General features: G+C 70.8%; 23 protein-coding genes. 12 read left to right on the forward strand and 11 right to left on the reverse strand.

Going from position 1 to position 26,465, the window contains the following annotated elements:
• Positions 1 to 106 precede the first annotated feature (106 nt).
• The gene (locus ACFV18_RS09860) at positions 107 to 574 is read right to left on the reverse strand and encodes an RDD family protein (RefSeq protein WP_380481214.1); all 468 of its coding nucleotides are present in this window, start codon (positions 572 to 574) and stop codon (positions 107 to 109) included.
• Between the two features lie 321 nt (positions 575 to 895).
• Between ACFV18_RS09860 and glnA the strand changes: the two genes are divergently transcribed.
• From glnA to ACFV18_RS09875, 3 genes are all read left to right on the forward strand, one after another.
• On the forward strand, positions 896 to 2,308 hold the full coding sequence (gene glnA / locus ACFV18_RS09865) for a type I glutamate--ammonia ligase (protein ID WP_380481217.1): 1,413 nt from the start codon (positions 896 to 898) through the stop codon (positions 2,306 to 2,308).
• A gap of 296 nt (positions 2,309 to 2,604) precedes the next feature.
• Positions 2,605 to 3,156 (forward strand): YhjD/YihY/BrkB family envelope integrity protein, encoded by a 552-nt coding sequence (locus ACFV18_RS09870; protein WP_380481220.1) that lies wholly within the window; start codon positions 2,605 to 2,607, stop codon positions 3,154 to 3,156.
• Positions 3,157 to 3,239: 83 nt separating this feature from the next.
• A complete protein-coding gene (locus ACFV18_RS09875; protein ID WP_380481222.1) occupies positions 3,240 to 3,737 on the forward strand; it encodes a potassium channel family protein in 498 nt (165 codons plus the stop codon).
• A 9-nt stretch (positions 3,738 to 3,746) separates the two neighbouring features.
• Here the strand turns inward: ACFV18_RS09875 and ACFV18_RS09880 are convergent, their stop codons facing one another.
• From ACFV18_RS09880 to ACFV18_RS09890, 3 genes are all read right to left on the reverse strand, one after another.
• Entirely contained in the window at positions 3,747 to 4,004 is a 258-nt protein-coding gene (locus ACFV18_RS09880; protein ID WP_380481224.1) for a hypothetical protein, read from the reverse strand.
• A 791-nt stretch (positions 4,005 to 4,795) separates the two neighbouring features.
• Positions 4,796 to 5,710, reverse strand: a complete 915-nt coding sequence (locus ACFV18_RS09885; protein WP_380481226.1) for a dihydrodipicolinate synthase family protein — start codon at positions 5,708 to 5,710, stop codon at positions 4,796 to 4,798.
• A complete protein-coding gene (locus tag ACFV18_RS09890; RefSeq protein ID WP_380481229.1) occupies positions 5,710 to 6,507 on the reverse strand; it encodes an aldolase in 798 nt (265 codons plus the stop codon). Before ACFV18_RS09890 ends, ACFV18_RS09885 begins: the two co-directional genes overlap by 1 nt.
• 320 nt (positions 6,508 to 6,827) lie before the next feature.
• On the opposite strand from ACFV18_RS09890, the gene ACFV18_RS09895 reads away from it, so the two are divergent.
• On the forward strand, positions 6,828 to 7,409 hold the full coding sequence (locus ACFV18_RS09895; protein WP_380481231.1) for a helix-turn-helix domain-containing protein: 582 nt from the start codon (positions 6,828 to 6,830) through the stop codon (positions 7,407 to 7,409).
• Between the two features lie 93 nt (positions 7,410 to 7,502).
• Here ACFV18_RS09895 and ACFV18_RS09900 read toward each other — a convergent pair whose 3' ends face one another.
• Together ACFV18_RS09900 and ACFV18_RS09905 are read right to left on the reverse strand one after the other, a co-directional pair.
• Positions 7,503 to 9,584, reverse strand: a complete 2,082-nt coding sequence (locus tag ACFV18_RS09900) for an NPCBM/NEW2 domain-containing protein (protein WP_380481234.1) — start codon at positions 9,582 to 9,584, stop codon at positions 7,503 to 7,505.
• A gap of 229 nt (positions 9,585 to 9,813) precedes the next feature.
• Positions 9,814 to 11,892: an alpha-galactosidase gene (locus ACFV18_RS09905; protein WP_380481235.1), complete on the reverse strand. Its 2,079-nt coding sequence runs from the start codon at positions 11,890 to 11,892 to the stop codon at positions 9,814 to 9,816.
• A 378-nt stretch (positions 11,893 to 12,270) separates the two neighbouring features.
• Here ACFV18_RS09905 and ACFV18_RS09910 point away from each other — a divergent pair, with 378 nt between their 5' ends.
• From ACFV18_RS09910 to ACFV18_RS09920, 3 genes are all read left to right on the forward strand, one after another.
• A complete protein-coding gene (locus tag ACFV18_RS09910; RefSeq protein WP_380481237.1) occupies positions 12,271 to 13,311 on the forward strand; it encodes a substrate-binding domain-containing protein in 1,041 nt (346 codons plus the stop codon).
• Between the two features lie 77 nt (positions 13,312 to 13,388).
• Entirely contained in the window at positions 13,389 to 14,969 is a 1,581-nt protein-coding gene (locus tag ACFV18_RS09915; RefSeq protein WP_380481240.1) for a sugar ABC transporter ATP-binding protein, read from the forward strand.
• Positions 14,966 to 16,000: an ABC transporter permease gene (locus tag ACFV18_RS09920; protein ID WP_380481243.1), complete on the forward strand. Its 1,035-nt coding sequence runs from the start codon at positions 14,966 to 14,968 to the stop codon at positions 15,998 to 16,000. The genes ACFV18_RS09915 and ACFV18_RS09920 overlap by 4 nt, the downstream gene beginning before the upstream one ends.
• Positions 16,001 to 16,071: 71 nt before the next feature.
• On the opposite strand, the gene ACFV18_RS09925 is transcribed toward ACFV18_RS09920, so the two are convergent.
• Positions 16,072 to 16,638, reverse strand: a complete 567-nt coding sequence (locus ACFV18_RS09925) for a TetR/AcrR family transcriptional regulator (protein WP_380481245.1) — start codon at positions 16,636 to 16,638, stop codon at positions 16,072 to 16,074.
• Positions 16,639 to 16,691: 53 nt separating this feature from the next.
• On the opposite strand from ACFV18_RS09925, the gene ACFV18_RS09930 reads away from it, so the two are divergent.
• Positions 16,692 to 17,645, forward strand: coding sequence for a TIGR00730 family Rossman fold protein (locus ACFV18_RS09930; protein WP_380481248.1), 954 nt, complete (start codon positions 16,692 to 16,694; stop codon positions 17,643 to 17,645).
• Positions 17,646 to 17,726: 81 nt separating this feature from the next.
• Here ACFV18_RS09930 and ACFV18_RS09935 read toward each other — a convergent pair whose 3' ends face one another.
• Positions 17,727 to 18,731 (reverse strand): alpha/beta fold hydrolase, encoded by a 1,005-nt coding sequence (locus tag ACFV18_RS09935; protein WP_380481251.1) that lies wholly within the window; start codon positions 18,729 to 18,731, stop codon positions 17,727 to 17,729.
• A gap of 278 nt (positions 18,732 to 19,009) precedes the next feature.
• Between ACFV18_RS09935 and ACFV18_RS09940 the strand changes: the two genes are divergently transcribed.
• Positions 19,010 to 20,029, forward strand: coding sequence for a 5'-nucleotidase (locus ACFV18_RS09940; protein ID WP_380481253.1), 1,020 nt, complete (start codon positions 19,010 to 19,012; stop codon positions 20,027 to 20,029).
• 97 nt (positions 20,030 to 20,126) lie between these two features.
• On the opposite strand, the gene ACFV18_RS09945 is transcribed toward ACFV18_RS09940, so the two are convergent.
• The gene (locus ACFV18_RS09945) at positions 20,127 to 20,411 is read right to left on the reverse strand and encodes a hypothetical protein (protein ID WP_380481255.1); all 285 of its coding nucleotides are present in this window, start codon (positions 20,409 to 20,411) and stop codon (positions 20,127 to 20,129) included.
• A gap of 338 nt (positions 20,412 to 20,749) precedes the next feature.
• Here ACFV18_RS09945 and ACFV18_RS09950 point away from each other — a divergent pair, with 338 nt between their 5' ends.
• Complete coding sequence (locus ACFV18_RS09950) at positions 20,750 to 21,256, forward strand: FBP domain-containing protein (RefSeq protein ID WP_380481258.1); 507 nt, start codon at positions 20,750 to 20,752, stop codon at positions 21,254 to 21,256.
• Positions 21,253 to 22,713: an MDR family MFS transporter gene (locus ACFV18_RS09955; RefSeq protein ID WP_380481260.1), complete on the forward strand. Its 1,461-nt coding sequence runs from the start codon at positions 21,253 to 21,255 to the stop codon at positions 22,711 to 22,713. The genes ACFV18_RS09950 and ACFV18_RS09955 overlap by 4 nt, the downstream gene beginning before the upstream one ends.
• Positions 22,714 to 23,038: 325 nt before the next feature.
• On the opposite strand, the gene ACFV18_RS09960 is transcribed toward ACFV18_RS09955, so the two are convergent.
• A complete protein-coding gene (locus tag ACFV18_RS09960) occupies positions 23,039 to 23,611 on the reverse strand; it encodes a TetR/AcrR family transcriptional regulator (protein WP_380481263.1) in 573 nt (190 codons plus the stop codon).
• A 227-nt stretch (positions 23,612 to 23,838) separates the two neighbouring features.
• Between ACFV18_RS09960 and dacB the strand changes: the two genes are divergently transcribed.
• On the forward strand, positions 23,839 to 25,419 hold the full coding sequence (gene dacB / locus ACFV18_RS09965) for a D-alanyl-D-alanine carboxypeptidase/D-alanyl-D-alanine-endopeptidase (protein WP_380481265.1): 1,581 nt from the start codon (positions 23,839 to 23,841) through the stop codon (positions 25,417 to 25,419).
• 195 nt (positions 25,420 to 25,614) lie between these two features.
• On the opposite strand, the gene ACFV18_RS09970 is transcribed toward dacB, so the two are convergent.
• On the reverse strand, positions 25,615 to 26,352 hold the full coding sequence (locus ACFV18_RS09970; protein WP_380481268.1) for a TetR/AcrR family transcriptional regulator: 738 nt from the start codon (positions 26,350 to 26,352) through the stop codon (positions 25,615 to 25,617).
• Positions 26,353 to 26,465: the final 113 nt, after the last annotated feature.

Consider the following 26,465-nt stretch of genomic DNA (forward strand, 5'->3'; position numbering starts at 1 on the left):
CCACTCCCCCCGTAGGACACCACGGCCCCGCTCGCGAGATTCCTCTCCGCGAGCGGGGCCGTTCGACGTTCCCTGGCCTTTTCGGCGCTCTATGGCCCTGGCGGCGTCAGATCCGGACCTCGACGGTGCCGACGGCCTTGTCGTGCAGGCCGCGGGTGTCGCGGTCCCAGACGGCGGCCGGGATGATCAGGCACAGCAGGAAGGTGCGCAGCAGCACCTGCGGGATGGTCGCGCGGCGGCCGTCCAGCCGGATCACCCGCAGGCCGAACAGACGCTTGCCGACGGTGGTGCCGGTGGTGGCCAGGAACAGCACGGTGACGGCGTAGAACAGCGGGGTGGTCCACAGGTTGGCCGATCCCTGGTCGCCGTGCGCGATCAGGCCGTAGGCGACCAGGCTGACCAGCCAGCCGTCCACGAACAGGGCACCGATCCGGCGGCCGGGGCCGGCCATCGAGCCGGGGCCGGAGCGCGGCAGGCCGAGGCGCTCGCCGCGGTAGCCGAAGTCGGCGCCCATCTTCTCGGCGGCCGCTTTCGGGCCGTCGATCCACGATCCGAGTGCTTCTCTGGTGTCCACGGACCCACCCTAACCGGGCTTACCGCCGAACCCGTTCGCGGGCCCGCGGCCGGGCACGCCGGGCCGGAATCCCGTCGGGGTGAACCGGGGTTCGCCCGACTGCCCCAAGTGGTCTGGACCATGTGCCGCACATCGCTGCTGCGAGCTTGGCGATTTGCCCGGAACCATGCTGTTTTGCCACCCACCGGAATGGCCTGGTTAACATGTGGGAAACAGTCGGGTCACGATCAGGAAACGGCCCATTCCTATCGTGAGCCCCCTGCACGGGGGCTCCCGTCGCCCGTGACGGAGGCTCAGACCGCACGCCGAGGAGGAGTACGGATGTTCACCAACGCCGACGAGGTGAAGCAGTACATCGCCGACAACGACATCAAGTTCGTCGACGTCCGGTTCTGCGACCTGCCGGGCGTGCTGCAGCACCTCGCGGTTCCGGCCGACACCTTCGACCCGACCGAGACCCTGATGTTCGACGGCTCCTCGATCCACGGCTTCCAGGCCATCCACGAGTCCGACATGGCCCTCGTCCCGGACCTCGCCACCGCCCGGCTGGACCCGTTCCGCACCGAGAAGCACCTCAACATCAACTTCTTCATCCAGGACCCGATCACCGGCGAGGCCTACAGCCGCGACCCGCGCAACGTGGCCCGCAAGGCCGAGGCCTACCTCGCCTCCTCCGGCATCGCCGACACCGCGTACTTCGGGCCCGAGGCCGAGTTCTACGTCTTCGACTCGGTGCGCTTCGAGACCAGCGCCAACGCGTCCTACTACCACATCGACTCGGTGGCCGGCGCCTGGAACACCGGCTCCGCGGAGGGCGACGTCCGCGGCTACAAGGTCAAGTACAAGGGCGGGTACTTCCCCGTCCCGCCCGTCGACCACTTCGCCGACCTGCGCGCCGAGATGTCCCTCGAACTCGGCCGCGCCGGGCTGACCGTGGAACGTCAGCACCACGAGGTCGGCACCGCCGGGCAGGCCGAGATCAACTACCGGTTCAACACCCTGCTGCATGCCGCGGACGACCTGATGCTGTTCAAATACATCATCAAGAACGTGGCCTGGCGGGCCGGCAAGACCGCCACCTTCATGCCCAAGCCGATCTTCGGCGACAACGGCTCCGGCATGCACGTCCACCAGTCGCTCTGGACGGGCGGCACCCCGCTGTTCTACGACGAGCAGGGCTACGCGGGCCTGTCCGACATCGCCCGCCACTACATCGGCGGCATCCTCAAGCACGCCCCGTCGCTGCTCGCCTTCACCAACCCGTCGGTGAACTCCTACCACCGCCTGGTGCCCGGCTTCGAGGCCCCGGTCAACCTGGTCTACTCGCAGCGCAACCGCTCCGCCGCGATCCGGATTCCGATCACCGGCTCGAACGCCAAGGCCAAGCGCATCGAGTTCCGCGCCCCCGACCCGGCGTCCAACCCCTACCTGGCCTTCTCCGCCATGCTGATGGCCGGCCTCGACGGCATCAAGAACAAGATCGAACCCGCCGAGCCCGTCGACAAGGACCTCTACGAACTCGCCCCCGACGAACACGCCGCCGTCCCCCAGGTCCCCGCCTCCCTCAGCGCCGTCCTGGACGCCCTCGAAGCCGACCACGAATACCTGCTGGCCGGTGGCGTCTTCACCACCGACCTGATCGAAACCTGGATCGACTACAAGCGCACACAGGAAATCGCCCCGATCGCCCTGCGGCCGCACCCGCACGAGTTCGAGCTGTACTACGACCTGTAGGAGCGCCTCCGACCTGCGCAGGTCGGGGCTCGCGGTGATCTCTCAGCAGCCTGAACCGCCACCGCACGATCCGCGCTCACGTGACATTGACGAGCAGCACACGGGGGCGAACACGCGCGGCGAGAGTCGCCCCCTGCCGGGGATGGCAACCCGGCAGCAACCTGGTCCTTGACGCCGGTCACGCGGTCGCGACGGCGGGTCCTTGTCGCCGCGCTGCCGCCAGGGCAGCAGTGGGAGGGTGGATACAGGGCTCCAGCTGATCACCGATCCGAGTGATCATCGCCGGGAGGTTGACGATGCGGACGCACAACGCCCCGGGCAAGTCACCAGACGGGTGTGCGGCACGAACCAGAGCCGCGCCGGAAAGCGGGCAGCCGAGCGGGAGAGCGGCCGGCCGGGCGAGCGTACGACGTGCCCGGCGCACAGCCGAGTGGGGCCGGGCGAAGTATGTCGGGTCCTGGGCCGAGAACCTGTGGCAGCGGCTGAACGCGGTGGACTTCCTCAATCAGGCGCTCCAGCTGGCCGCGACGCTGCTGCTGTGCGCCGTTCCGTTCCTGCTGATCGTGTCTGCTCTGGCCGGGAGGGTCGCCGGGCGCAGACTGCTCCCGGGTGCCGTCGCCACCGGCCTGTTCTGGATCGGCATGCTGATCGTCTTCCGCTTCACCTTCTCCGGCATGATCGTCAGCGACGACACGAAGTACGGGCCGATCGGGGTCGTCTTCTCCCTCATGGCGTTCTTCATCGCGACCGGAGTGGTGATCATCCTGGGCGCGGCCACCGGCATGATGGGGGACGAGCGCGGCATGTCCTGGCGTGCCGCGATCAGCAGAATGCGGCGGGCATCATGAGCGCGCGGAGCGGAGCGACTCCACAGGAGCGGGTGGCAGACCGGCCGCCCTCCGTGAGGGTCGTCTGGGCCACACTGCGTGTGGTGGGGTCGGTCGCCTTACTGGTGGCCGCGTACTACCTGCTGCCCTTGGACCACTTCTCCACGGGCGTTGCCGTCACCGTGCTCTTGGTCGGACTGGCGGGATTCGTCGCCCTGGTCGCCGTTCAGGTCCGAGCGATCCTCCTCGCCCGGCACCCGGGGCTGCGGGCCGTCGAGGCGTTGGCCACCAGTGTCCCGTTCTTCCTGCTGCTGTTCGCGGGTACCTACGTCACACTGGCGGCCCAGTCGCCTTCCAGCTTCGGTGAGCACCTCTCCCACACCCAGGGGCTCTACTTCACCGTCACCGTGTTCTCCACCGTCGGGTTCGGCGACATCACGGCCAAGAACGACACGGCGCAGCTGGCGGTCACCGTGCAGATGCTGGCCGACCTGATCATCTTCGGCCTGGCCATCAAGGTGGTCGTGGGTGCCGTCCGCCGCGGCCGGGAACGCAGGAACGCCGAGGTGAATGCCCGGGCCAGCGCGGAGGACGGTGAGTGAGAACCAGGATCAGGCCCTCGGCGGCGGCGTCTTGGCGGTGCGGGCAAGCAGCCCGGCCAGCAGCATGACGATCACGCCGATACCGACTCCGCAGGCCGTCCACAGCACCCGGTAGCCCTCGGCGGCATAGTCGGAGGGCTGCGGAAGATCGGTCAGGATCAGCACCCCTGCGGCGATGGCCGCGGTGTAGAGGGTGTGGTTCAGGAAGCGGATACCGACCGCGTGCACGAACAGGACGAGCGCGACGACTTCGAGTCCGCGCGTCATCGCGAACAGCTTGAGACCGGTCTCGCTGGCCGGAAGCAGGAGCAGCAGCGCCGCCGCGATGGAGCCGATCAGCGCGCCGACCAGGGCGCTGGAGGGAGACGAGGGTGGACTGCTCCAGGCTCGGCTTCATCGCGATCACGGCCGCGCCCGAAATCCAGTAGCCGTGCGGCAGGTCCAGCCCGAAGGCGAGGGCGACGGTGCCGCCGATGACCAGGGCGCGGATCACCGCGAACATGATCAGCGGCCGGGTCAGTGGCCTCCGCGCGGTATCGCCGGGCAGCTCCACGAACGGCTGGGGCAGATCCCGGCGCCCACGGATCAGCCACTCGACGAACGTCAGCGCGATCCACAGCGCCGCCCCGCCGGTCCAGGCGAGCACCTGCGCCCGGGCAGCGACCCGCCGAAGATTCCCCGACACAGCGCCCGGTGCCGGACGGCGGTCACTCATCAGTGCCGCCCCCCCGTGCCGCGATCGGGACGGCCGTCGAGGCTGCGCCGGGCGCGGTCGCAGACTCGCGATGTGAAGTGAGTGCGAAATGAGCGCGCGGGGATCGAACTCGGCGAGAGGCGCACAGCGGCCATGGGATCTGCCGAGCTCGGCCGCGAACTCGGCGGTGAGACCTTTGTTTCCGCAGGTCGGAACCTCGCTGACCTGCGGAAACGCTGGCCGGTTCGGCGAGCGGGTTCAAGAGGACCCGGTGCGCTGCTCCCACATCGTGGAAGCGCTCACCTGACCCCCGTAAAGGCCCGGCTGCCGTCATGGAACCCGGCGCCGTGGGGAGTTCGCGCCGTCAGTTGGCGGATGGCGGGAGGCGGTCGGGGAGGAGGTGGCCGAGCATCTCCCGTAGCTGCGCCGTCTCGTCCTGGGGCAGGGGCAGCAACGGCGGCCGTGGCGGCCCGGACGGGCGGTTCTGGATGTCGAGGCCCGCCTTGATGGCCCGGGGAAGGCCGTGGTTGACGATGAAGCGCAGGAAGGGCAGCAGCTCCCGCAGCAGTGCGTCCGCGCGGTCGTCGTGTCCGGCGACGGCCGCGGCGTGGAGTTCCAGCACCCACTCCGGTACGAGGCAGGGGGCGGCCGTGCACCAGCCGACGGCTCCGGCGCGGAAGGCGTCCAGGGCGACCGGGTTGCTGCCGTTGTAGACGGACAGCTCTCCGTCGGACAGCTCACGGATGGCGCGGAAGCGGGACACCTCGCCCGAACTCTCCTTGACCATGGTGAGGTTGGGGATCTTCCGGGCGAGCGCGACCACCGCCTCCGGGCGCAGGTCCACACCGCTGGTACCGGGGTTGTTGTAGAGCATCATCGGCAGGTCGGTGGCACGGGCCACCTCGCTGTAGTGGCGGGCGAGTTCGTCCTCGGTCAGCTTCCAGTACACCTGAGGCAGCACCATGATCGCGGTGGCGCCGTGGCGGGCGGCCACGCGGGCGCGGCGGACCGTGCCTTTGGTGCTCCAGTGGGAGACGCCGACGAGGGTCGGCACCTGCCCGGCCACCGTGTTGAGGGTGGTCTCGCAGACCGCGTCCCACTCCTTGTCCGTCAGGTAGGCGCTCTCGCCGGTGCTGCCCAGCGGAGCGACGGCGTGGCTGCCGGCGGCGACGAGGTCGCCGGTGAGGCTTCGCAGCGCGGGCAGGTCGACCTCGCCGGTGATGGCGTCGAAGGGGGTGACCGGGTAGGAAATGATGCCCTTCAGGGGCGGGTTGGCCATCAGAGTTCCACCTGTCCGGTCACGCAGTCGGGGTGGTTGCGCAGCGCCTTGCGTGCGTAGTAGTCGAAGTTCGCCCTGCTGCGCCGGTCGGTGGAGGTCCAGTCGTGGGCCTCACGGGCCAGAGCCGGGTCCAGGGGCTGGATTGTCCCCGCCGACATCGCCAGCAGCTGCAGGCGGGCGGCCCGTTCGATGAGCAGCGCCAGGGTGCACGCCTCCTCGACCGTGGAGCCCGTCACCAGCTGGCCGTGGTGGGCCAGCAGGATGGCCCGCTTGTCGCCGAGGGCGGCGGAGATGATCCTGCCCTCCTCGTTGCCCACCGGCACGCCCGGCCAGTCCTTGAGGAAGGCGCAGTCGTCGTACAGCGGCGTCATGTCCATCTGGGAGACCACCAGCGGCACTTCCAGCATGGCGAGTGCGGCCGTGTGCAACGGGTGCGTGTGGATGATGCAGTTGACGTCCGCGCGCTCCCGGTAGATCCAGGAGTGGAAGCGGTTGGCGGGGTTGGGCATGCCCTCCCCCTCCAGGACTTCCAGGTCCTCGTTCACCAGCAGCAGGTTGTCCTCGGTGATCTCGTCGAAGCCCAGCCCCAGACGCTGGGTGTAGTAGGTGCCCGGCTCCCGCCCACGGGAGCTGATCTGCCCGGCGAGGCCCGAGTCGTGGCCGCCGTCGTAGGCGATCCGGCAGGTGAGCGCCAGCTTCTGGCGCGTGGTCAGTTTCGAGTCCCCGAAGTGCCGGTTCATCTGCCGCTCGGCGCGGTCGACGAGGACGTCCTTCGAGTCCTGCAGCGTTTTCGCCATGTGTCTCTGCTCCCGCTCTCCGACCCTGCCCCGGTGGCAGGGCCTGCGTCCGGAGCCGCAGCTCCGGAGGAAACCTCGTTCACCATAGGACACAAGGTTTCCTGGCGGCAAGAGTGACCCGCCCCGGGCAAGGCGCCCGCAGCCCCGGCACGCCAAGGGAGGCCCGCGACGGGCGCCGGCGGGCTGCACCTCCCAGGCATGCCGGTCACGCCGCGGCGTAGCATTGTTCGCTATAGGACACGAGGTGTCATCAGGAGCGGACGGCACGCTCCGCAGCGCACGGCCCCGTCGATTCGGGGGTACGGGAGAGGGAGACGCCAGTGATCAACCGGGTGCGCCGACTGCGCAAGGAACGGCTGATGACCCTGGAGGCGCTGGCCGAGCGGTCCGGCGTCACCAAGAGCTACCTGTCGAAGGTCGAACGCGGGCAGAGCGTTCCCTCGATCGCCGTGTGCGCCTCCCTGGCCAAGGCCCTCGAAGTCCCCCTGGACAGCCTCTTCGCCGACGCCGACGAGCTGAGCGAGGTCACTGTCACCCGGGCCGCGGAACGCCAGGCCCTGACCTCCCCGGACGAGCCCGGCACCCGCTACGAGGGCATGGCACTCGACGCCGGCGCCAAGGGCATGACCCCGTTCATGCTCTACCCGCCGCTCGACGACGGCCCCGCCGTCTTCCGGGACCACCCCGGCGAGGAGTTCGTCTTCGTCCACGCGGGACGGGTCGAACTGGTCCTCCCCTCACGCGCGATCACGCTCGACCCCGGCGACTGCGCCTACTTCAAGGCCACCACGCCCCACCGGCTCCGCTCCCTGGGAACCAGGCGCGCCACCGTCCTCCTCCTGGTCTCCAGCGACTACGACACTCCGGACGGCGCCTGGCCCCCGCACTCCCGCCTGCCCTGAGATGCCCGTCAGAACGACGACGTGCAGGGGCGCCCGCGGAAACCGTGCGGTGCCGGACGGATCGTCCGGCACCGCACCCGCGCGGAGGAGCGGTCAGCAGGTGAGAACCGGACCCGCCCAGTCGGCGTGGTCACTGTTGTTGCCGTCGCCGCCGTCGGTGACGACCAGGTGCAGCTCGTTGGCACCGGCGAGGTCGGCGGTGAGGTGCTTGGCGCCGGCAGCGGCGTTCAGCACGCCGCTGTCGGCGACCTTGGTGCCGTCCTTCCAGATCTGGAAAGCGACGGTGCCGCGGCCCATGGCCTCGGCATCGACACCGACATCGGTGGTCAGCGAGGTGCAGGTGCCGCCGAGGTAGTAGACGATCTCGCTGAACGCGTTGGTGCCCAGGCCCTTGGCGTAGGTCGCGCCGTTGATGGTGATGGTGCGTCCGTCGCCGGACTGGTTGTCGCCGTTGCTCATGTCCTTCTCGACCTGGCCCCAGCCGTTGCTCGCGGAGGTCCAGGTGAGGTCGGAGAGCTGGTGGGCGCCGGCGGCGGGGCCGTTACCGCAGGCGATCTTGGCGTCGGCCCAGTCGGCGTGGTCCCAACTGGTGCCGTCGCCGCCGTCGGTGACCGCCAGGCGCAGGGTGCTGGCACCGGTGAGGTCGACGGTGAGCTTCTTGGCCGCGTCCTTGCCGGTGAGCTTTCCGCTGTCGGCGGCGAGGGTTCCGTCCTTGAAGATCTGGAAGACGGCGGAGCCGTTGCCGGACGTCTCGTCGTCGATGCCGACACTGGTCACCAGGTTCTTGCAGGTACCGCCGAGGTTGAAGGTGATGTCGCTGGCGGCGTTCGTGCCGATGCCCTTGGCGTACGTGGTGCCGCGGATGGCCAGGGTGCGGCCGTCACCGGCGACCCAGTCACCGTTGCTGTGGTCGCGCTCGGCCGGGCCCCAGCCGTTGACCTGGGCGAGGAACGGCAGGTCGCTCAGGTAGCTCATGCCGGTGGGCGGCGGGACGGGCACGCTCGGGGTGACCCGGAACATCGCGGTGCCGTGGCCGGGGACCGTGGCGCTGATCGCCCCGGTACTGATGGTGGTCTTCTTCGACCACAGGTCCTTGACCGTGTACGAGGGCGCGCCGGCGATGCCGACGGCCTGCACGGTGGTGGTGATGGTGGCCTCGTAGGAGCCCTCGTTGGTGAGGGTGACCGCGCGGCTGCCGTCGGCCAGCGGCTTCGACATGACGACCAGGCCGTTGTCGCTGGAGACCACCGAGCCCTGCTTGCCCAGCGGATCCTGGTCGACCGCGATGACGTCGGCGTTGGTGAGGATGTCGAACGTCTCCTGCTGGGCGGTGCGCAGGTCGGCGCCGATCAGCAGTGGTGCGGCCATCTCGGCCCAGAGGCTGAAGTGAGTGCGGTACTCGGTGCCGGTCATGCCGCCGTTGCCGACTTCCAGCATGTCCGGGTCGTTGAAGGCGCCGGCCTTGGCGTAGGCGGACAGTCCCTGGTTGGCGTGCGCGATGGAGATCATGCTCTGCCAGTTGTCGCTGATGTCGCCGGTGGTGCGCCAGGAGTTGCCGACCGGCTGCGCCCAGTTCCACGGGCCGCTGGAGCCCCAGTCACAGATGCTGTAGAGGATCGGCCGGCCGGTCTTCTTCAGCGCGTCGCCCATTGCCTTGTAGCGGGTCTGTGCATCGACACCCATGTTGTTGCAGTTGTCGTACTTGAGGTAGTCGACGCCCCAGGAAGCCCACAGGTTGGCGTCCTGCTGCTCGTGGCCGAGGCCGCCGGGGAAGCCCTGGACGTCGCAGGTGTGGATGCCGGCGCTCGAGTAGAGGCCGAACTTCAGGCCCTTGGCGTGAACGTAGTCCGCGAGCGCCTTGATGCCGTGCGGGAACCGGACCGGGTCGGGCACCAGGTTGCCGGACAAGTCCCGGGCGGGCAGCGCCCAGCAGTCGTCGAGGTTGATGTACTGGTAGCCGGCCGCCTTGAGGCCCTTGCTGACGAACAGGTCGGCCATTCCCTTGACCAGGTTCTCGTTGAACTGGGACCCGCACCAGGTGGTGTTCCAGTTGTTGAAGCCCATCTGGGGGGTCAGGTTGATGCCGTTGTCGAGTGCCAGCGCCGGTGGGGCAGTGGCAAGTTGGGCGCCGACGACGAGCGCGCCGCCACCGGCCAGCAGGGTGAGGGACGTCAACGCCGCACTGACGCGGCGGGACAGTTTTACGCGTACGGATGGCAAGGTTCCTCCCCGGGAACGGACGTGCGGAACTCGACCGCACGGAAAGTGGATCGAGTAAGGAGTCGTCACACGGTCCGCCGACGCCGTGGCGCGGACCGTGCGGAGTCGGGCGGCTCCTCGGCGGAGGGTGCGGGGACCTGAGGCGGCGCCGCCCCGCACCCTCCGGGCTGGTGGGTCCGCCGCGTCAGGACAGCAGGCTCCAGGACTGGCCTGCGGCCGATCCGTCGGGCTGGTTGAGGACGACGGCGGACGTGGGTGTGGACTGCGGGGCGTCCAGGACGAGGCCGGTGGCCACGCTGGTGATGGTCAGTGCACCGGTGGCGGTGTTCTGAACGACGCGCCACTTCTGGTACGGGCTGTCGGGGTCGTAGCTGTTGAGGACCCGCGCTGCGGTGCCGGGCGTGGCCGGTCCGGTCAGGGTGCCGTGGACCTGGGTGTCGGTGTAGCAGTCGTCGGTGATGTGCACCGTGCCGTCACCGTTGGCGTCGAAGCGCCACCGCTCCGACGTGTGCCAGTCCCACCAGGTGTTGACGTCGGTGGTGGAGCCGTCGGGGGCGCTGCACATGCCCCGGACCTCCAGGACCTGGCCGCCGGTGCCGGCGGCACTGATGCCGTGGTAACGGCCGTCGCCGATCACCGTCGCGGGGACGGTGACGGGCAGGGCCTTGAGCCGGTACATGGCGACGCCGTGCGGGGCGACCGAGGCGCCGAGCGTGCCGGTGACGTTGCCGGTGGCGCCGGTCCACAGCTCCTTGGCGGAGTAGCCGGGGCCGGTGAGTCCGAGCGCGCTCAGGGTGGTGGAGACGGTCTGGCTGGAGTTCGGGTCCTGGTTGACCAGCAGGACGGCGGTGTCGCCGTTCGCCAGCTGCCGCTTGAGGACCAGCGGGGCGGTGGGACTGTTCGGCGGGTCGCCGACCAGGGTGGCGGGCTTGCCGAGGCTGTCCTGGTCGACGGCGATGACGTCGGCGTTCTTGTAGATGGCGAGCGCGGAGTCGCTGATGCCCGTTGACCAGGTGTAGCCGCGGTCGCTGTGCTGGGAGTCGGCGGCGCTGCGCAGGTCGGCGCCGGAGATCAGCGGGGCGGCCGTCATGGCGAGGATCGACATCTCGCTGCGCGATTCGGTGTCGCTCATCGGCTTGTGGCAGGTGCAGGTGTCGGTGACGCCGTAGAGGCCGTACGGGTCGAGCCAGCCGGCGAACATCATGTCCATGTCGTTCCAGCTCCCCGGCCGGACATTGCCCGGATACTGCAGCGCGGTCTGCAACTGGCCGTTGTGGAGCACGCCTTCCAGGTCCGGGCCGCGGTCGCCGCCGATCCGGCAGAGGTTCGCGACCTGACCGCACCAGATGCCGGTCGGCGCGTAGCCGGGGGCCTGCCGGGCGGGGGTGCCGGCCGCTCTGATCACCGGGTCGGTGCGGGCGGGGTCGTCACCGGCCAGCAGGTACGGGATGCCGGTGTGCACGGGCTGGGCGGACACGCTCAGCACGACGCGCGGTCGGCCCTGGGCGGCGGAGGCGGCGTCCAGGGCACGCTGGAAGTCCTGCGTGCGGGCGTAGATGGAGCGGGTCAACTCCCGGCCCTCGCCCTGGGTTCCGTAGTTGTACCCGTCCGGACCGGTGATCGGCGGGCCGTAGGGGCAGTCGTCGTACTTGACGAAATCGACACCCCAGGCGACGAAGTCGGCGGCGTCGGTCGACTCGTGCCCGAGACTGCCCGGGTGCCCCTGGCAGGTGGTGTAGGTGCCGGTGGCATAGAGGCCGAACTTCATACCCTTGGTGTGGGCGTACCACGACAGGTACTGGATGCCGTTGAGGGTCTGCCCGTTGACGGTGTGGGCCGGGAAGTGGTCCGGGTCCGGTATCAGGTGTCCCGTCGTCAGGTCGAAGCCGTTGCCGTCGGTACCGCTGACGGGGTTGCGGTCGGCGTCGTACAGCTGCATCGCGCCGTAGGAGTTCTTGACGAGGTCGGTGGTCTGTCCGTCGCGGTGGGACAGCGACCAGCCGTCGTCGATGGTGACGGTGTCGTAGCCGGCCGCCACCAGGCCCTTGGACGACATGAAGTCGATGGTCCGGACGACCTGCTGCTGGGTCACCGCGGTGCCCAGGGTGTTCCAGGAGTTCCAGCCCATCGGTGGAGTGAGGGCGAGGCCGTTGTCGAGGGCCGCGGCGGGGGCGGAGTCGGCAAGGACGGCCGTGAGGCCGGATGCCGCGAGGGACAACGCCGCAAGGGTGTGCAGCAGGGTGCGGGGCATGGATGGACGCATGGGGGCGCTCCAGGTGAGCCTGCGGGGGACCGTGACATGCCGGTGGGTTCTGTTGAATCCATCTCCAGAGATCGACGGCTGGAGGAATCTTCAAACAGAAAGCAACACATGGTAGCCAGACAGGAATCGAGCACTCAAGACCCCGAACGCGCCGTCTTCACGAAGCTTCAGGCCGAACTGGCGCTTGACTGCACCAGAGAACGCCACGGGAGGGTGTCCACACACCCTCCCTCTTGACATGTTTGTGCAATGGCACTGTGATATGTCGGGTCGCGTTTGAGCATGTTTGTTTCTGGTGGTTTGACGGGCCACCAGAGCCTGCGCGACGGAGCCAGGAGTCCCTTCCCCATCGCGTTCGACGAAAAGGAGCCTCCCCTCATGTCCCGTGCCATCAACTGCCGTGCCGCCGCAGGACTCCTGCTCGCCCTGGGCCTGACCGCCACCGCCTGCTCCACCGGCCAGGAGTCCACCTCCGGTGCCCCCTCGGTCGCCCCGGTCGGCGGAAAGATCTCGATCACCTACCTGCAGAAGCAGGGCGACCAGGAGTACTTCGTCGGCGAGGCGGCCGGTGCGAGAGCAAAGGCCGCCGAACTGGGCATCGACATCAAGGTGGTGAACCTCGGCAACGACGCCAACAAGACCATCAGCGAGGTGCAGTCCGCGATCGCGCAGAAGACCAACGGCATCATCGTGGTCGTGCCCGACCCGGCCGTCGGCCCGCAGGTCGTGCAGACCGCGAGGGACGCGAGGATCGCCCTGCTCACCTCGGACGATCAGGTCTGCGCCACCGGACCGGACCCGGCGAAGTGCGCCAAGTCCGACCTGGTGCCGCGAATCGGCTTCTCCGGCGCGCAGATGGGCGGCGAGGTCGGCAAGCGCGCCGCCCAGGAGTTCAAGAAGGCCGGCTGGAACGCCGCCGACACCCGGACAATCTCCGCCTGGAAGCAGGACGTCACCGTCTGCGGCGACCGGGTCAAGGCCGCCCGGGAAGCCTTCGACTCCGCCGTCTCCGGGGTCCGGAACATCGACGTCGCCACCGACAACACCCCGACCGGCGCGCAGGACAAGGTCGCTGCGACGGTCACCGCCAATGCCGGGGTCAAGCACTGGGTGGTCTGGGGCTGCAACGACGAGAACGTCCAGGGCGGCGTCACCGCCCTGCAGAACGCCGGCGTCAGCCCCGACGACATCGACGGCGTGGGCCTCGGCGCCTACCTCGCCTGCAAGGCCTGGAGCGGCGGCAAGCCCTCCGGGATGAAGGCCGCCCTGTTCATCAACGGCAGGGACGTCGGCGCACTCGCCGTCCAGACCGTGTACGACCGGCTGAAGAACAACAAGGAGATGCCCGCCGAGGCGTTCGCCCCCACCACCATGGTCGACGCCTCCACCTGGAAGAGCGCCGGCGTCACCTGCAACTGACGATCCTTCCCCGCGGTCGCCCGGTGGGGCGGGCGACCGTCCCCACTCCGCCGCTCCAGTCCCGAGGTGACCCAGCAGTGAGCAGAGCACACCCCTCGGCCTCGAACTCCCGGCCACCCGCCGACCCACCCCCCGCCGCCGGGGCGCGGGTCGAGGGGATCACCAAGCGGTTCGGCGCGGTGCAGGCCCTGAGCGACGTGACCCTCGACCTCCCCAGCGGCAGAGTCACCGCCCTCATGGGTGAGAACGGGGCCGGCAAGTCCACTCTTCTGAAGATCCTCACCGGCGACCACCAGCCCACCGAGGGACGCGTCCTCCTGGACGGGCGACCGGTCGAGCTGCGCTCCCCGGCCGACGCGCGGGCCGCCGGCATCCGGATCATCCCGCAGGAACCCGAGATCATCCCGCACGTCTCGGTCGCCGAGAACGTCTACACCGGGTCCCTGCCCCGCCGGGCCGGCCGCCGCCTCGACCGGGCCGAACTGCGCCGCCGGATCACCGCGGACCTCAATCGGTTCGGGTTCGCCGACGTCCTGGAACCCGATCTCCTCGGATCACAACTGACGGCTGCCCAGCGCCAGTTGGTCGAGATCCTGCGGGCGCTGACCGGCCGAACCGCCGCCCGGGTCATCGCGTTCGACGAGCCGACCTCCTCACTGTCCGAGCACGAGGTCGACGCGTTGTTCGCACTGATCAACCGCTTGCGCGACCAGGGCGTCGCCGTCATCTACGTATCGCACCGGATGCAGGAGATCTTCCAGCTCGCCGACCGCATCGCCGTCCTGCGCGACGGAGCCCTGATCGGCGTCCAGGATGCCAGGACCACCACCGAAGGCGACCTGGTACGCCTGATGGTCGGCCGCGACCTGTCAACGATGTCCGTCCGCCGACCCGCCGTCACCGACCGGGTCGTCCTGGACGTCCGTGACCTGACGACGGACCGGGTCCACGGCATCGACCTGCGCATCCACGCGGGCGAAGTGGTCGGCGTCGCCGGACTGATCGGCGCCGGACGCTCCGAACTTGCTCTCGCGCTCGCCGGGGACCTGCCCGTCCGCTCCGGCAGCGTCACCCTGGACGGGCAGCCGCTGCCGTCCGGCAACCCCGGAGCGGTGATCCGCGCCGGCCTCGGTCTGGCCCCGGAGGAGCGGAAGGCGCAGGCGCTGTTCCTGCACCGCACGATCCGGGACAACACCTCCATCGCGGTACTGGAGCGACTGCGCCGCTTCCGCTTCGTCAAGCGAGGAGCGGAACGCGACCTCGCCCAGGAGTACACCGACCGCCTGCGGGTACGCGCACCGTCCATCGAGCACGAGGTCCGCAAGCTCTCCGGCGGCAACCAGCAGAAGGTCGTTCTCGCCCGCTGGCTCGCCCGCAAGCCCAAGCTGCTGATCCTCGACGAGCCCACCCGCGGCATCGACGTCGGCGCCAAGGCCGAGATCTACCAGATCATCGCCGATCTCGCCGAACAAGGCGTCGCCCTGCTGGTGATCTCTTCCGAACTGCCCGAACTGCTCGGCCTCGCCGACCGGATCGTCGTCATGCAGAACGGCCGCACCACCGGTGAGCTGAACCGTGAGGAGGTCACCGAGGAGGCCGTCCTCGCCCTCGCGATGGCCGATGACATCAGCACGAGCGCCCCAGGAGCGACCTCATGACAACCGCCACCACACCGCCTGCCGTCTCGGACAACGGAGGCCGACGCCGGCCCGCCGCAAGGATTCCCGTACTGGGCGCCATCGGCGGGCAGAACCTCAGCCTGATCGGCGCCCTGGTCGCGGTCCTCACCGTCTTCGGCCTCCTCAACGACAACTACCTCAGCCTCACCAACATGCAGGTGATCGCCGAGGCCGCCACCATCACCGGCCTGCTCGCCGTCGTCCAGACCGTCGTCATCATCTGCGGCGGACTCGACATCTCGGTCGGCTCCCAGGCGGGCGTCGCCTCCGTCGTCAGCGCCATGGCCTTCACCTCTGCCGGCTCCAACGCCTTCGCGGGCATGGCCGCCGCCGTCGCCGTCGGCCTGCTGATCGGCATCCTCAACGGCGCGATCATCGTGTACGGCCGGGTCAACCCCACCATCGCCACCCTCGCCGGCCTCGCCGCCTACAAGGGCCTCGCCCAACTCCTGTCCGACGGCCGGGCCCAGGGCTACGTCCTCAACAATGCCGTCTTCGTCTTCCTCGGCCGGGGCAGGATCGCCGGACTTCCGGTCATGGTCTGGATCCTCATCGCCGTCGCCCTCGCCGTCCATGTCCTGCTCACCTACACCGACATCGGCCGCAACATCTACGCCATCGGCGGCAACGACACCGCCGCCCGCCTCGCCGGCATCAACATCAACAAGTACCTGGTCGCCGTCTACGCCCTCATCGGCACCGCCGCCGCCATCGCCGGCATCCTGCTCACCGCCCGCACCGGCAGCGGACAGCCCACCTCCGGCAGTGAAGGCCTCGAACTCAAGGCCATCACCGCCGCCGCCCTCGGCGGCTGCGCCCTCAAGGGCGGCAAGGGCACCATCGGCGGCACCCTCCTCGCCGTCGCCCTCCTCGGCGCCCTCGAGAACGGACTCACCGTCCAGGGCATCAACTCCTTCTGGCAGAACGTCGCCCAGGGCGCGCTGCTCGTGGTCGCGGTCGTCATCCAGCAACGCCGCACCAAGGAACGCGCCGTCGGCCTCCCCGCCTGACGCGGAAGGCCGCCGGGGCTCGTCGACATCGCACCTTGTAGCGCCACCAACTGCCGTAAGTGGCGCATGCGTCAGAGGCCGAGGATGCGGACGAGGCGGGTGGGGAGGTCGGGGTCGATGGGGAGGCCGGTGACGAGTTGGCGGTAGAAGACCGCGCCGGCCAGGGCGTCCATGAAGAGTTCGACGTCGGTGTCGGGGGGCAGGTCGCCGCGGGCGATGCCGCGCCGGATCACGGTGGCGCAGTTGGTGCGGCGTTCGGTGAGGAAGGCCGCGCGGAAGGCGTCCAGGGCTCCGGGGCGGCCTGCCAGGTCGGCGATCAGGGCGGGCATGGTCGCGCCGGCGGGGGTGGCGGTGTAGTTGGCGATGGTGCCGCGCAGCCAACTGGTCAGGTCGTCCCGGGTGTTGCCGGTGTCCGGGAGGGGGCCGGTGTCCATCCGGGAGGCCAGGGCGTCGGCCACCAGGGCCGCCTTGTCGGGCCACCAGCGGTAGAGGGTGCTCTTGTGGACGCCGGAGGTGCTCGCCACGCCCTCGACGGTGAGCCGGGCGTAGCCGGCCTCGCTGAGCAGGGCGAGCGTGGCGTCGAGCACCTGGTCGCGGCTCCGGGGGCCCTTGGGTTGGGTGGGCGGGGGTGGGGTCATGGCGCCCAGCCTGCCATAATGCGACGCGACGTCGCGTCGCATTTGGAGGATTGATGCGCTTCGCAGTCTTCGCCGGATCCGCCACCGGCAGCCGCACCGAGTACGCCGCCCTGGCCGCTGCCCTGGGCACCACGCTGGCCCGCAGGGGCATCGGCATCGTCTACGGAGGTGGCAAGGTCGGGCTGATGGGCGCGCTGGCCGATGCCGCGCTCGCCGCCGGCGGCGAGGTGGTCGGGGTCATGCCGAAGGCCCTGGTGGACAAGGAGATCGCCCATCGCGGGCTGACCCGCCTGCAGGTCGTGGAGGACATGCACCGACGCAAGGCCGCCATGGCCGATGCGGCGGACGGGTTCATCGCGCTGCCCGGTGGCGCCGGCACCCTGGAGGAGCTCTTCGAGGCGTGGACCTGGCAGCAGCTCGGGCTCCACACCAAGCCGGTCGCGCTGCTCGGCCCGTCCGGCTTCTGGCAGCCCCTGACCGAGCTCGCCGACCACCTGGTCGACACCGGCTTCGTCCGCCCCGCGCACCGGAACCTGATCACCGGGACGGACCCCGAGGCCCTGCTCGACGCCATGGCCCGGTGGCAGCCGCCCACGCCCAAGTGGGAGACCCCGGCACAGGACGCGACTCTGGACTCGGTGGGCTGGATCTGCGTCCGCGACCAGCGCCTGCTGGCCGTCCGGACCCACGGCAAGGACGCCTTCTACCTCCCCGGCGGCAAGCTGGAGCCCGGCGAGACCCCGGCGCAGGCCCTGGCCAGGGAACTGCGCGAGGAGCTCGGCCTGGCCTGCGCGCCCGAGCAGTTCGCCCACGCCCACACGGTCGAGGCCCCCGCCCACGGCCGCCCCGGCGTCCGGCTGCGCATGCACTGCTACACCGGCCCCGCCGAAGGCCTGCCGACCCCCGGCGCGGAGATCGCGGAACTCGCCTGGATCACCGCCGCCGACAGCGACCGGTGCGCGCCCGCGCTGCGGGAGGTCATGGCCCGGCTCGGTCTGGCCTCGTAGCGCGGATCCGGCCCTCGGTACCGGTGCACCGCCGCCGGCCCGTCCGCGACCGGCGGCGGCGATGAAAGCCGTGGCTCGTGCTCAGCGGCACAGCCGGGCGACGAGTTCCAGCTCGTCCGCCAGCAGCGCCGGGTCGCGCGGGCCGGCGTGCGGCGCGCTCAGCGAGCGGACGCGGAAGCGGTTGTGGGGTGTGAGCTCGTCCGCCTCGCGGATCATCAGGTCCTGGAGCGGGAGCGGGATGGTGCGGTCCTGGGTGTAGCGGACGAAGGTGCGCGGGACCCGGCCCCAGGTCGCCAGGAGGCCGCGGGCGTCCTCACTGGCGCCGACGGCCGCCGACTCGTCCGGCTCCAGGATGTTCAGCAGGGCCCGGACCTCGGCGTCGGGGCGGTCGGCGGCGAGCGACTCCTTGGCGATCGCGAAGAACGCGGGGTCGCCCGAGCGCCAGTTGACCCGGCTGACGCCCAGCTCCGGCGGCGTGTGGACCGGGGGGATCCGGAACATGGAGCTGGCGGCCCCCTCCGGGGTCATCACCAGCCGCAGCACCGAGGGGTGCGCGGTCGGGCAGAACGCGGAGGCGTACACCAGGTGCGCGATCAGCTCGGGGACCTGGTTGGCGACCGCGTTGAGGGTGGCGCCGCCGAGGCTGGCGCCGACCAGCACCACCGGGCCGTTGCGGCGCACCCGCCGGACCACGCCGACGACGTGCGCCGCGAAGTCGCCCAGCGTCACCTCGGACATCGGGGACGGCTCGGTGCGCAGCCGGTCGAGGTCCTGCGGGGACTGGTAGGACTCGGGGAGGTACGCGCCGGGCCCGTGCCCGGGCAGGTCGACCGCGATCGCACGGTGTCCGCGCAGGCCCAGCTCACGCAACAGGGGCTGCCAGAAGTAGGAGTTGCTCCCCGAGCCGTGGACGAGGACGAAGGTCGGCGCGCCGCGCCCGGGCCCGTCCGCGTGCGCGGTGGAGGTGGCCGCGCCCAGCGCGGTGATCGCCCCCGCCCCGGCCACGGCCGCCTTCAGCGCACTGCGTCGCGACGTCCCGCCGGCCTTGGCGTCGCCGCTGCCGCTGCCGTGCTGATTTTTGGTCATTGACGGCCTCTTCCTTGAGAGTTGAGGGTCTTCGTTTCTGGGCCGCAACGGAGTGTTCCAGCCTTCACAGGAAGAGACCCGACAGCCCGCCACTATGTGACACCGGTCGGGGGTGGCGGTCCTCACGCGGTCAGCTCCCGACGGCATGCGGCCGACGCGGCGGGCCGCACGGACGGCGGCGGTGGGCAGGGAGGACGGCGGCGGTGGCCGCTGAAACACCAGTGCGACAATTGGGCCGTCCGGGATTTTCGGGGCGGGAGTGCACAGGAGGGGCCGGAGTGGCGTACGAGCTTGCCGGGCGGCTGGTGGTCGGCGTCGCCTCCAGCGCGCTGTTCGATCTGACGGACTCGGACCGGGTGTTCCGGGAGGACGGCGAGGACGCCTACCGGTCGCACCAGGAACGCCACTTGGACGTCACCCTGGCGCCCGGGGTGGCCTTCCCGTTCGTCAAGCGGCTGCTGTCCCTGAACAACCTGGGCACCGAGGACGATCCGCTCGTCGAGGTGATCGTGCTGTCGCGCAACGACCCGGACACCGGGCTGCGGGTGATGCGCTCCATCCGGGCGCACAAGCTGCCGATCTCCCGGGCCATCTTCAAGCAGGGCCGCGCCCCGTACAGCTTCATGCCGGTGCTCAACATGTCGCTGTTCCTGTCCGCCAACGAGGAGGACGTCCGCGAGGCGGTCGCGACCGGGCTGCCGGCCGGACGGGTGCTCGGGCCGATGCCGCAGGACGACGAGGACGACACCGACCTGCGGATCGCGTTCGACTTCGACGGCGTGCTGGCCTCCGACCGGGCCGAGCAGGTCTACCAGCGCGAAGGCATCGAGAAGTTCCGCGACTACGAGGTGGCCCACGCGGACGTCCCGCACGACGCGGGACCGCTCAGGGACTTCCTCGCCGGGATCAACCGGATCCAGCAGCGCGAGGAGGACCGGCGCCGCACCGACCCCGGCTACCGCCTGCGGGTGTCCGTCTCGATCGTCACCGCCCGCAACTCCCCCGCCGACGAACGGGCCGTCAAGAGCCTGAAGCGCTGGGGCGTCCGGGTGAACGACGCGTTCTTCCTCGGCGGCATCGACAAGGGCCGGATCATGGAGGTGCTGCGCCCGCACATCTTCTTCGACGACCAGCGCGTCCATCTCGACAGCACCGCGCGCACCACGCCGAGCGTGCACATCCCGATCGGCCAGATAAACGAACCGGCGCAGATCAACGAACCGGCGCAGATCAACGAACCGGCACCGGTGAGCGAACCGGCGCGGACGAGCGAACCGGCGAACGCCCTCGTGGAGTAAGGCACAGCAAAGCGCCGGCCGAAGCGGCCGGCGCTGAGGTGGTGCGGGGAGGAGGGCTGGGACGGCCCTCCTCCCGTTCAAGCGTCAGGCGTCGGACTTACCAGCTCGCGCCCGAGTCGGTGGCCGAACCGGTCACGCCCTCGTCGGTCGCCAGGGCGAAGGCACTGAAGTGCTCCACGCTGTTCGGGGTGACGAACGAGCCGGTGGCGGCGATGCCGGCAGCGTCCTCGTCGGCGATGAAGTCGACCTGGAGGAAGTGCGCCTCGGGGCTGTTGCCCTTGCCTTCGTCCATGTCCTCGTGGGCGGACGCCAGGCCGGCGCAGCCGAGCAGAACAGGGGCGGCGAGGCCGAGGGCAGCAACAGTGCGAGTGAGAGCACGCATCAGAGAACAGTCCTTCCGAATACGGAAATTGATTGGGAAGCAGTGGGCTTCCCTGACTCCAAAGGGACACCACCCCGGCCACGGCGGCCAGTCGGCACGAGCCCGATTGCTCCCCATGGCCGAGCGGCCCGATCAGTGGGTTTGTCCGGCCCGTCCGCCCCCTCTGCGGCCCGCTGGAGGGTGCCCCGGACGCACCGGCACCTCGCCCTCAAGGACATACCCGGCAGGGGAGTTGACGGTCTTCGCCGTTCGGTCCGGAAGGGGAAATCGGTTGGCGCGAAGGCATGCCTAGGATACCTTGGCTCAAAACTAGGGATCCTAGGGAATGGTGGGACGTCATGCGGGCACTGACCGACGCGGAAATCCGGGCGTCGTTCGTCAACTGCACCAAGGGCGAGGCGAATCGGGCCTGGCTGCCGCGCGGGCTCGGGGAGCTGGACTGGGCAGGGCTGGACTTTTTGGGATGGCGGGAGGCAAGGGCACCCGAGCGGGGGTACTTGGTCGCCGAGTTCGGGGGGCGAACCGTCGGGGTGGCCCTGCGATTGGCCCAGCGACCGGGCGCCGGGCGCGGTGGAGCGATGTGTTCGATCTGCCTGACGGCGCATCCGGCCTCGGGGGTGGCCCTGATGACAGCGCGCCGGGCGGGTCGGGGCTCGGCCGAGGAGTACGCGTACGCCTCGGCGGGCGAGTACTTCTGCAGCGACCTGGCGTGCCCGCTGTACGTGCGGGGGCGCAAACGGGTGGCGGCGGGCGGGGCGCGGATGACGGAGAGCCTGGACACACAGGCGCGGGTGGCCCGGATGCGGGCGAACCTGGCCGGGTTCCTCGGGAGGGTCGTCCGATGACGGCGCATCCGGGGACGACGCGTACGGGGACGGCCCATTCGGGGACGGCGCAGCCGGGGACGACGCATCCGGAGACGGCTTCGGTGGACCGGGAGGCGCTCGGCGGGCCGGTGGTGCGGGCGGCGCTGGTGCTGGCGGCGGGGGCCTTCGTCGCACTGCTGGACACCACGGTGGTGGGGGTGGCGCTGGAGTCCTTCGCCCGGCGGTTCGACGCGGGCCTGGCGCAGGTGCAGTGGGTGGCGACGGCGTACCTGCTGGCGATGTCGGCGGTGATTCCGGCGACGGGCTGGGCGGCGCGGCGGTTCGGGGCGGTGGCGTGCTGGACGGCCTCGCTGGCGGTGTTCCTGCTGGGGTCGGCGCTGAGCGGGCTGGCCTGGTCGCTGGGGTCGCTGGTGGCGTTCCGGGTGGTGCAGGGGCTGGGCGCGGGGATGCTGTTCCCGCTGATGCGGATCCTGGTGGTGCAGGTGGCCGGCCCGCAGCGGATGGGGCGGACGATGGCGCTGATCGCCGTCCCGATTCTGCTGGCGCCCGTCGCGGGTCCGGTGGTGGGCGGGGCGCTCGTCCAGGGGCACTCGTGGCGGTGGATGTTCCTGCTGAACGTGCCGGTGTGCCTGGTGGTGGCGGTGCTGTCGCCGCTGCTGATGCGCAACCAACGCGACAGCGATCCGGGCGGGTTGGACCTGGCGGGCCTGGTGACGGTGAGCGGCGGGCTGACGGCGGCCGTCCTCGGGTGCGTCCGGCTGGGCGGGGGCCGGGCGGCGGGCGACCCGGGCGTGCTGGTGCCGCTGCTGGTGGCGGCGGCGCTGCTGGCGACACACGGGGTGCTGGCGCGGCGTCGGCGGCGCCGGGCGCTGCTGGACTTCGGGCTGTTCCGGGACCGCGCGTTCGCCGCGTCGACCAGCGTCTCGCTGCTGAACAGTTTCGGCCTGTACGGGGCGGTGGTGCTGGTGCCACTGTTCTTCCAACAGGCCGGTGGCCGTGGACCGTTGGCGGCAGGCCTGGCCATGACGGCACAGGGGGCGGGCGCGGGCGTGGCGGTGCTGCTGGTCGGACGGGTGATCGACGCCCGGAGCAATCCGCGGGCGCTGGTGCTGACCGGGCTGGCGCTGGTGGCCGCGGGCCTGGCGGTGTTCGCCCGGGCCGGCAGCGCGGAACCGGGCCCGCTGCTGCTCGGCGCGCTGTTCGCGCAGGGGGTGGGCCTGGCGCTGGCGGCCTCGCCGGTGATGGTGACGCTGTACCACTCGCTGCCGCCGGCCTCGGTGCCCGCCGCGACCACCGCGAACGCGGTCGCTCAGCAGCTCGGCGCGGCGGTGGGCACCGCGGTGGTCGCGCTGGTCCTGGAGCACGGCGACGCGGGGACGGTCGGGGCGTTCCGCGTGGCGTTCGCGGTGGCGCTGGGGTTCGTGGTGCTGACGGCGATTCCGGCCGCGTTCCTGCCGGCGAAGCGACGGGCCTGAGCCGGGACCGGCTTCCCGGCAGCCCGCGCAGGCCGGTCGCCGCGAACGCGGTCGCGCAGCAGCTGGGCGCGGTGGTGGGCACCGCAGGGGCGCTGGGGTTCGTGGTGCTGACGGCGGCGCGGGACGGTCGGGGCGTTCCGCGCGGGTGTTCGCGGTGGCGGTGGGGTTCGTGGTGCTGACGGCGGTTCCGGCCGCGTTCCCGCCGGGCCCCAGCAGCCGGTCGCCGCGAACGCGGTCGCGCAGCCACTCGGCGCGGCGGTGGGCACCGCGGTGGCGCTCTGACGGCGGCTTTTCCGGCCGCGTTTCTGACGGCGGAGCGGCGGGCTCAGGTGCGGGGCCAGTTCTCCAGCAGTTGGTGCAGGCCGGCGACGATGCGCTGCCAGGAGCCGTCGATGCCGCGCGGGTGGTGGAAGCCGCCGTTGGCCTCGATGGCGATGAAGCCGTGGAGGGTGGAGCGCAGCAGCCGGACGGCGTCGGTCAGGTCGGGTTCGTCCAGCCGGTAGTGACGCATCACCGCGTAGGTCAGTTCGACCGACCGGGCGAGGGCGTCGGTGTCGGCGAAGTCGGCCGGGTCCAGGCGCAGTTGGGTGGCGGCCCAGCGGCCGGGGTGCTGCTGGGCGTAGCTGCGCTGGGCGTCGGCGAAGGCGGCCAGGGCCTCGGCGCCGGAGCGGCCGGCGACGGCGGTCGCGAGGCGGTCGTTGATCTCCTCGGTGGCGAGCAGGGCGACTCGGGTGCGGATCTCCTGGAGGCTCTTGACGTGCGAGTAGAGGCTGGCGTCCTTGACGCCGAAGCCGCGGGCGAGGGCGGAGGCGGTGACCTTGTCGATGCCGACCTGGTCCGCGAGTTCGGCGGCGGCGCGGGTGATCCGCTCGACCGTGAGTCCAGCGTGCGCGCCCATGTGTCCCGTCCCGAACCTTGACCTGCCGAAAGCCTGCGTCAGTGTATCCGGGCGGATTCGGGCGCTTCGGGGTGCGACGTTTCGGGGCGATGGGACGTCTTGTAGAGGGGAGCCCAAGGAGCCCGGAATAAAGATCATCTGATTCTCCATCAGATGATAATGTCCCGGACAAAACGGGGGCGTGGGTGACGCACGCGCCCCGGCCGATCCGCACTCTGGAGCCACCCGTGTCCGCACGCCCGTACCGCCGCAGCCTGCCGCTCGCGGCCGCGGTCCTCGCCGCTTCCCTGCTCGCCGTCTCGGCACAGGCCGACGACCCGGCGCCGGCCGATGCCACGCTGACCGCCGACCTGAACACCCTGCTCGCCGACCCCCGGCTGGCGAGCGCGCAGGCCGGCGTCGTGGTGCAGGACGCCGGCACCGGCGAGGTGCTGTACTCGCGGCAGCCGCAGGCGCTGTTCACCCCGGCGTCCACCCTGAAGACCGTGACCTCGACGGCGGCGCTCGACCTGCTGGGCGCGGACTACCGGTTCACCACCGAGGTCCGCAGCACCGGCAACACCTACGGCGACACGCTGGCCGGTGACCTGGTGCTGCGCGGCGGCGGCGACCCCAGCCTGCTGGTGCAGGACCTCGACGACCTGGCCGCGAAGGTCGCGGCGTCCGGCGTCACCACTGTCACCGGCCGGGTGCTGGCGGACGGCAGCCGCTACGACTCGACGCCGCTCGGGCCGGGCTGGGCCTGGGACGACGAGCCGTACTCGTACAGCCCGCAGATATCCGGGCTGACCGTCGCCAACGACGCCGAGTACATGATGGACACCGTGCAGGTCACCGTCACTCCGGGCGCGGCGGGCGAGAACGCCAAGGTGACGCTGAACCCGGCCGAGGCGCCGATGAAGTTCACCGGCACGGTCGCCACCGGCGCGACGGGCAGCGGCTCCAGCGTCGGCGTGCAGCGGCGCCGGGGCAGCAACGAGCTGGCGCTGTCCGGCAGCATCCCGACCGGCGCCGCGCCGGTGACCTCCTGGGTGACGGTCGAGGACCCCACCACGTACGCCGGGAAGGTGTTCGCCGGCGCGCTGGCCAAGCACGGCGTGATGGTGCTGCGCGGGGTGCAGACCGCGAGCGGCTCGGAGACCTCGCAGCCGCTGGCCTCGCACGACTCGAAGACCCTCGCCGAGCTGGTCGTCCCGATGCTGAAGATCAGCAACAACGGCATCGCCGAGCACCTGACCAAGGAGATCGGCAAGGTCAAGGGCGGCCGCGGCGACTGGGCGACCGGCATCAACCAGGTCAACGCCTTCCTGAAGGCGAACGGCGTGAGCGGCCCGACCACCCGGCAGGTGGACGGCTCCGGCCTGTCCCGCTACGACCTGATCACGCCCGCGAAGATGGCGGACCTGCTGAAGGTCGCCCGCACCAAGCCGTGGTTCGACGCCTGGTACAACGCGCTGCCGGTGGCGGGCAACCCGGAGCGGATGGTCGGCGGCACGCTGGCCGCCCGGATGCGCGGCACCAAGGCCGAGAACAACGTGCACGCCAAGAGCGGTTCGATGGGCGGCGTGGACAACCTGGTCGGCTTCGCGACCGCGCCCGACGGCCGCAAGCTGTCGTTCGTCGTGCTGGTCAACAACTTCGCGGGCACCAGCCCGCGCCCGGTGGTCGACGCGATCGCCGTCCGGCTCGCCACCGGCCCGGCCGCCACGGCCCAGTTGAAGTCCAACTCGCTGGTCGCGCCCGGCGGTTCCGGTGACAACTACACCGGCACCCGCTGGGAGGACTGCGAGACCCTCGCACACTGCTGACACTTCGTCACCACGGGCCCCGTCGCACCTGCGGCGGGGCCCGTGGCCGTTCTCGTCGTCCGGAGGATTTTGGTCGGTGCGACGCGATTCCTGTCGGTGCTGTACAGCCCTTACCTGGGGGCGGGCTGACGGTTCGGGGGCTCGCCGGTCTGCGAGGTCGCGATCGCGTGCGGGTGATTGCCCTGCGTCGCGATCCTACGGTCGGGCGCGTTCCCCTTCGCGCAGGTCGCCGCGCCCCCAGTTGTCCGCCTTGTCCGGTGGCAGCAGGAGCGCCAGGCCGTCCGCCAGGCGGTTGAGGCCGAATTCGAAGCGGGTTTCCATGTCGGGGTCGGTGAGGTCGTCGGCGAGGGCGACCAGGTTGGGGAAGGTCTCGGCGGGGAGGGTGCGGAAGGCGTCGCCCGCCGCGCGGGCGACTTCGCCGCGGCTCGCGCCGGCGGCTTCGGCGGCGGACAGCGGGGACTGTTCCTGGAGCACGAAGCCCTGGACGTACGCGGATTGCAGGTAGGAGGCCATCGCGGCGTCGGCGTCGCTGAAGCCGGCGCTGCGCAGGCGGTCGAGCTGGTCCTCCAGGATGGCGAGGATGTGCGGGCCCGGGGTGAGGCGGCCGGAGACGACCTTGGCGGCGTCCCGTTTGGCCAGCAGCAGGGCGCGGTAGGCGCGTCCGTACTCCAGGAACTGGTCGCGCCAACTGCCTTGCCGGGGTGGGAGTTCCGCGTCGGCCACCAGGGCGTCGGTGAGCAGGTCGAGCAGTTCTTCCTTGCTGCGGACGTGCCAGTACAGCGAGGCGGCCTTGACGCCGACCTCGGCGGCGACCTTGCGCATGGACAGGCCGGCCAGGCCGTCGCGTTCGAGGACGCGCAGTGCGGCCGCGGCCAGGCCCTGGCGGGTGAGGGCGGGCGCGGGGGCGTCCGGCGCGGGGGTGGGCTCGGCCATGGCGGTTCCTTGAGGTGTCCGGGGCGCTGATCGCGCTTGCAATCTAACACCGTTAGGGCCATCCTGAGTGCGCATCAGCAGCCCCTAACACCGTTAGGGGCTGTCTCGGCACA

The organism is Kitasatospora sp. NPDC059673, assembly GCF_042734215.1.
Taxonomy (GTDB): Bacteria; Actinomycetota; Actinomycetes; order Streptomycetales; family Streptomycetaceae; genus Kitasatospora.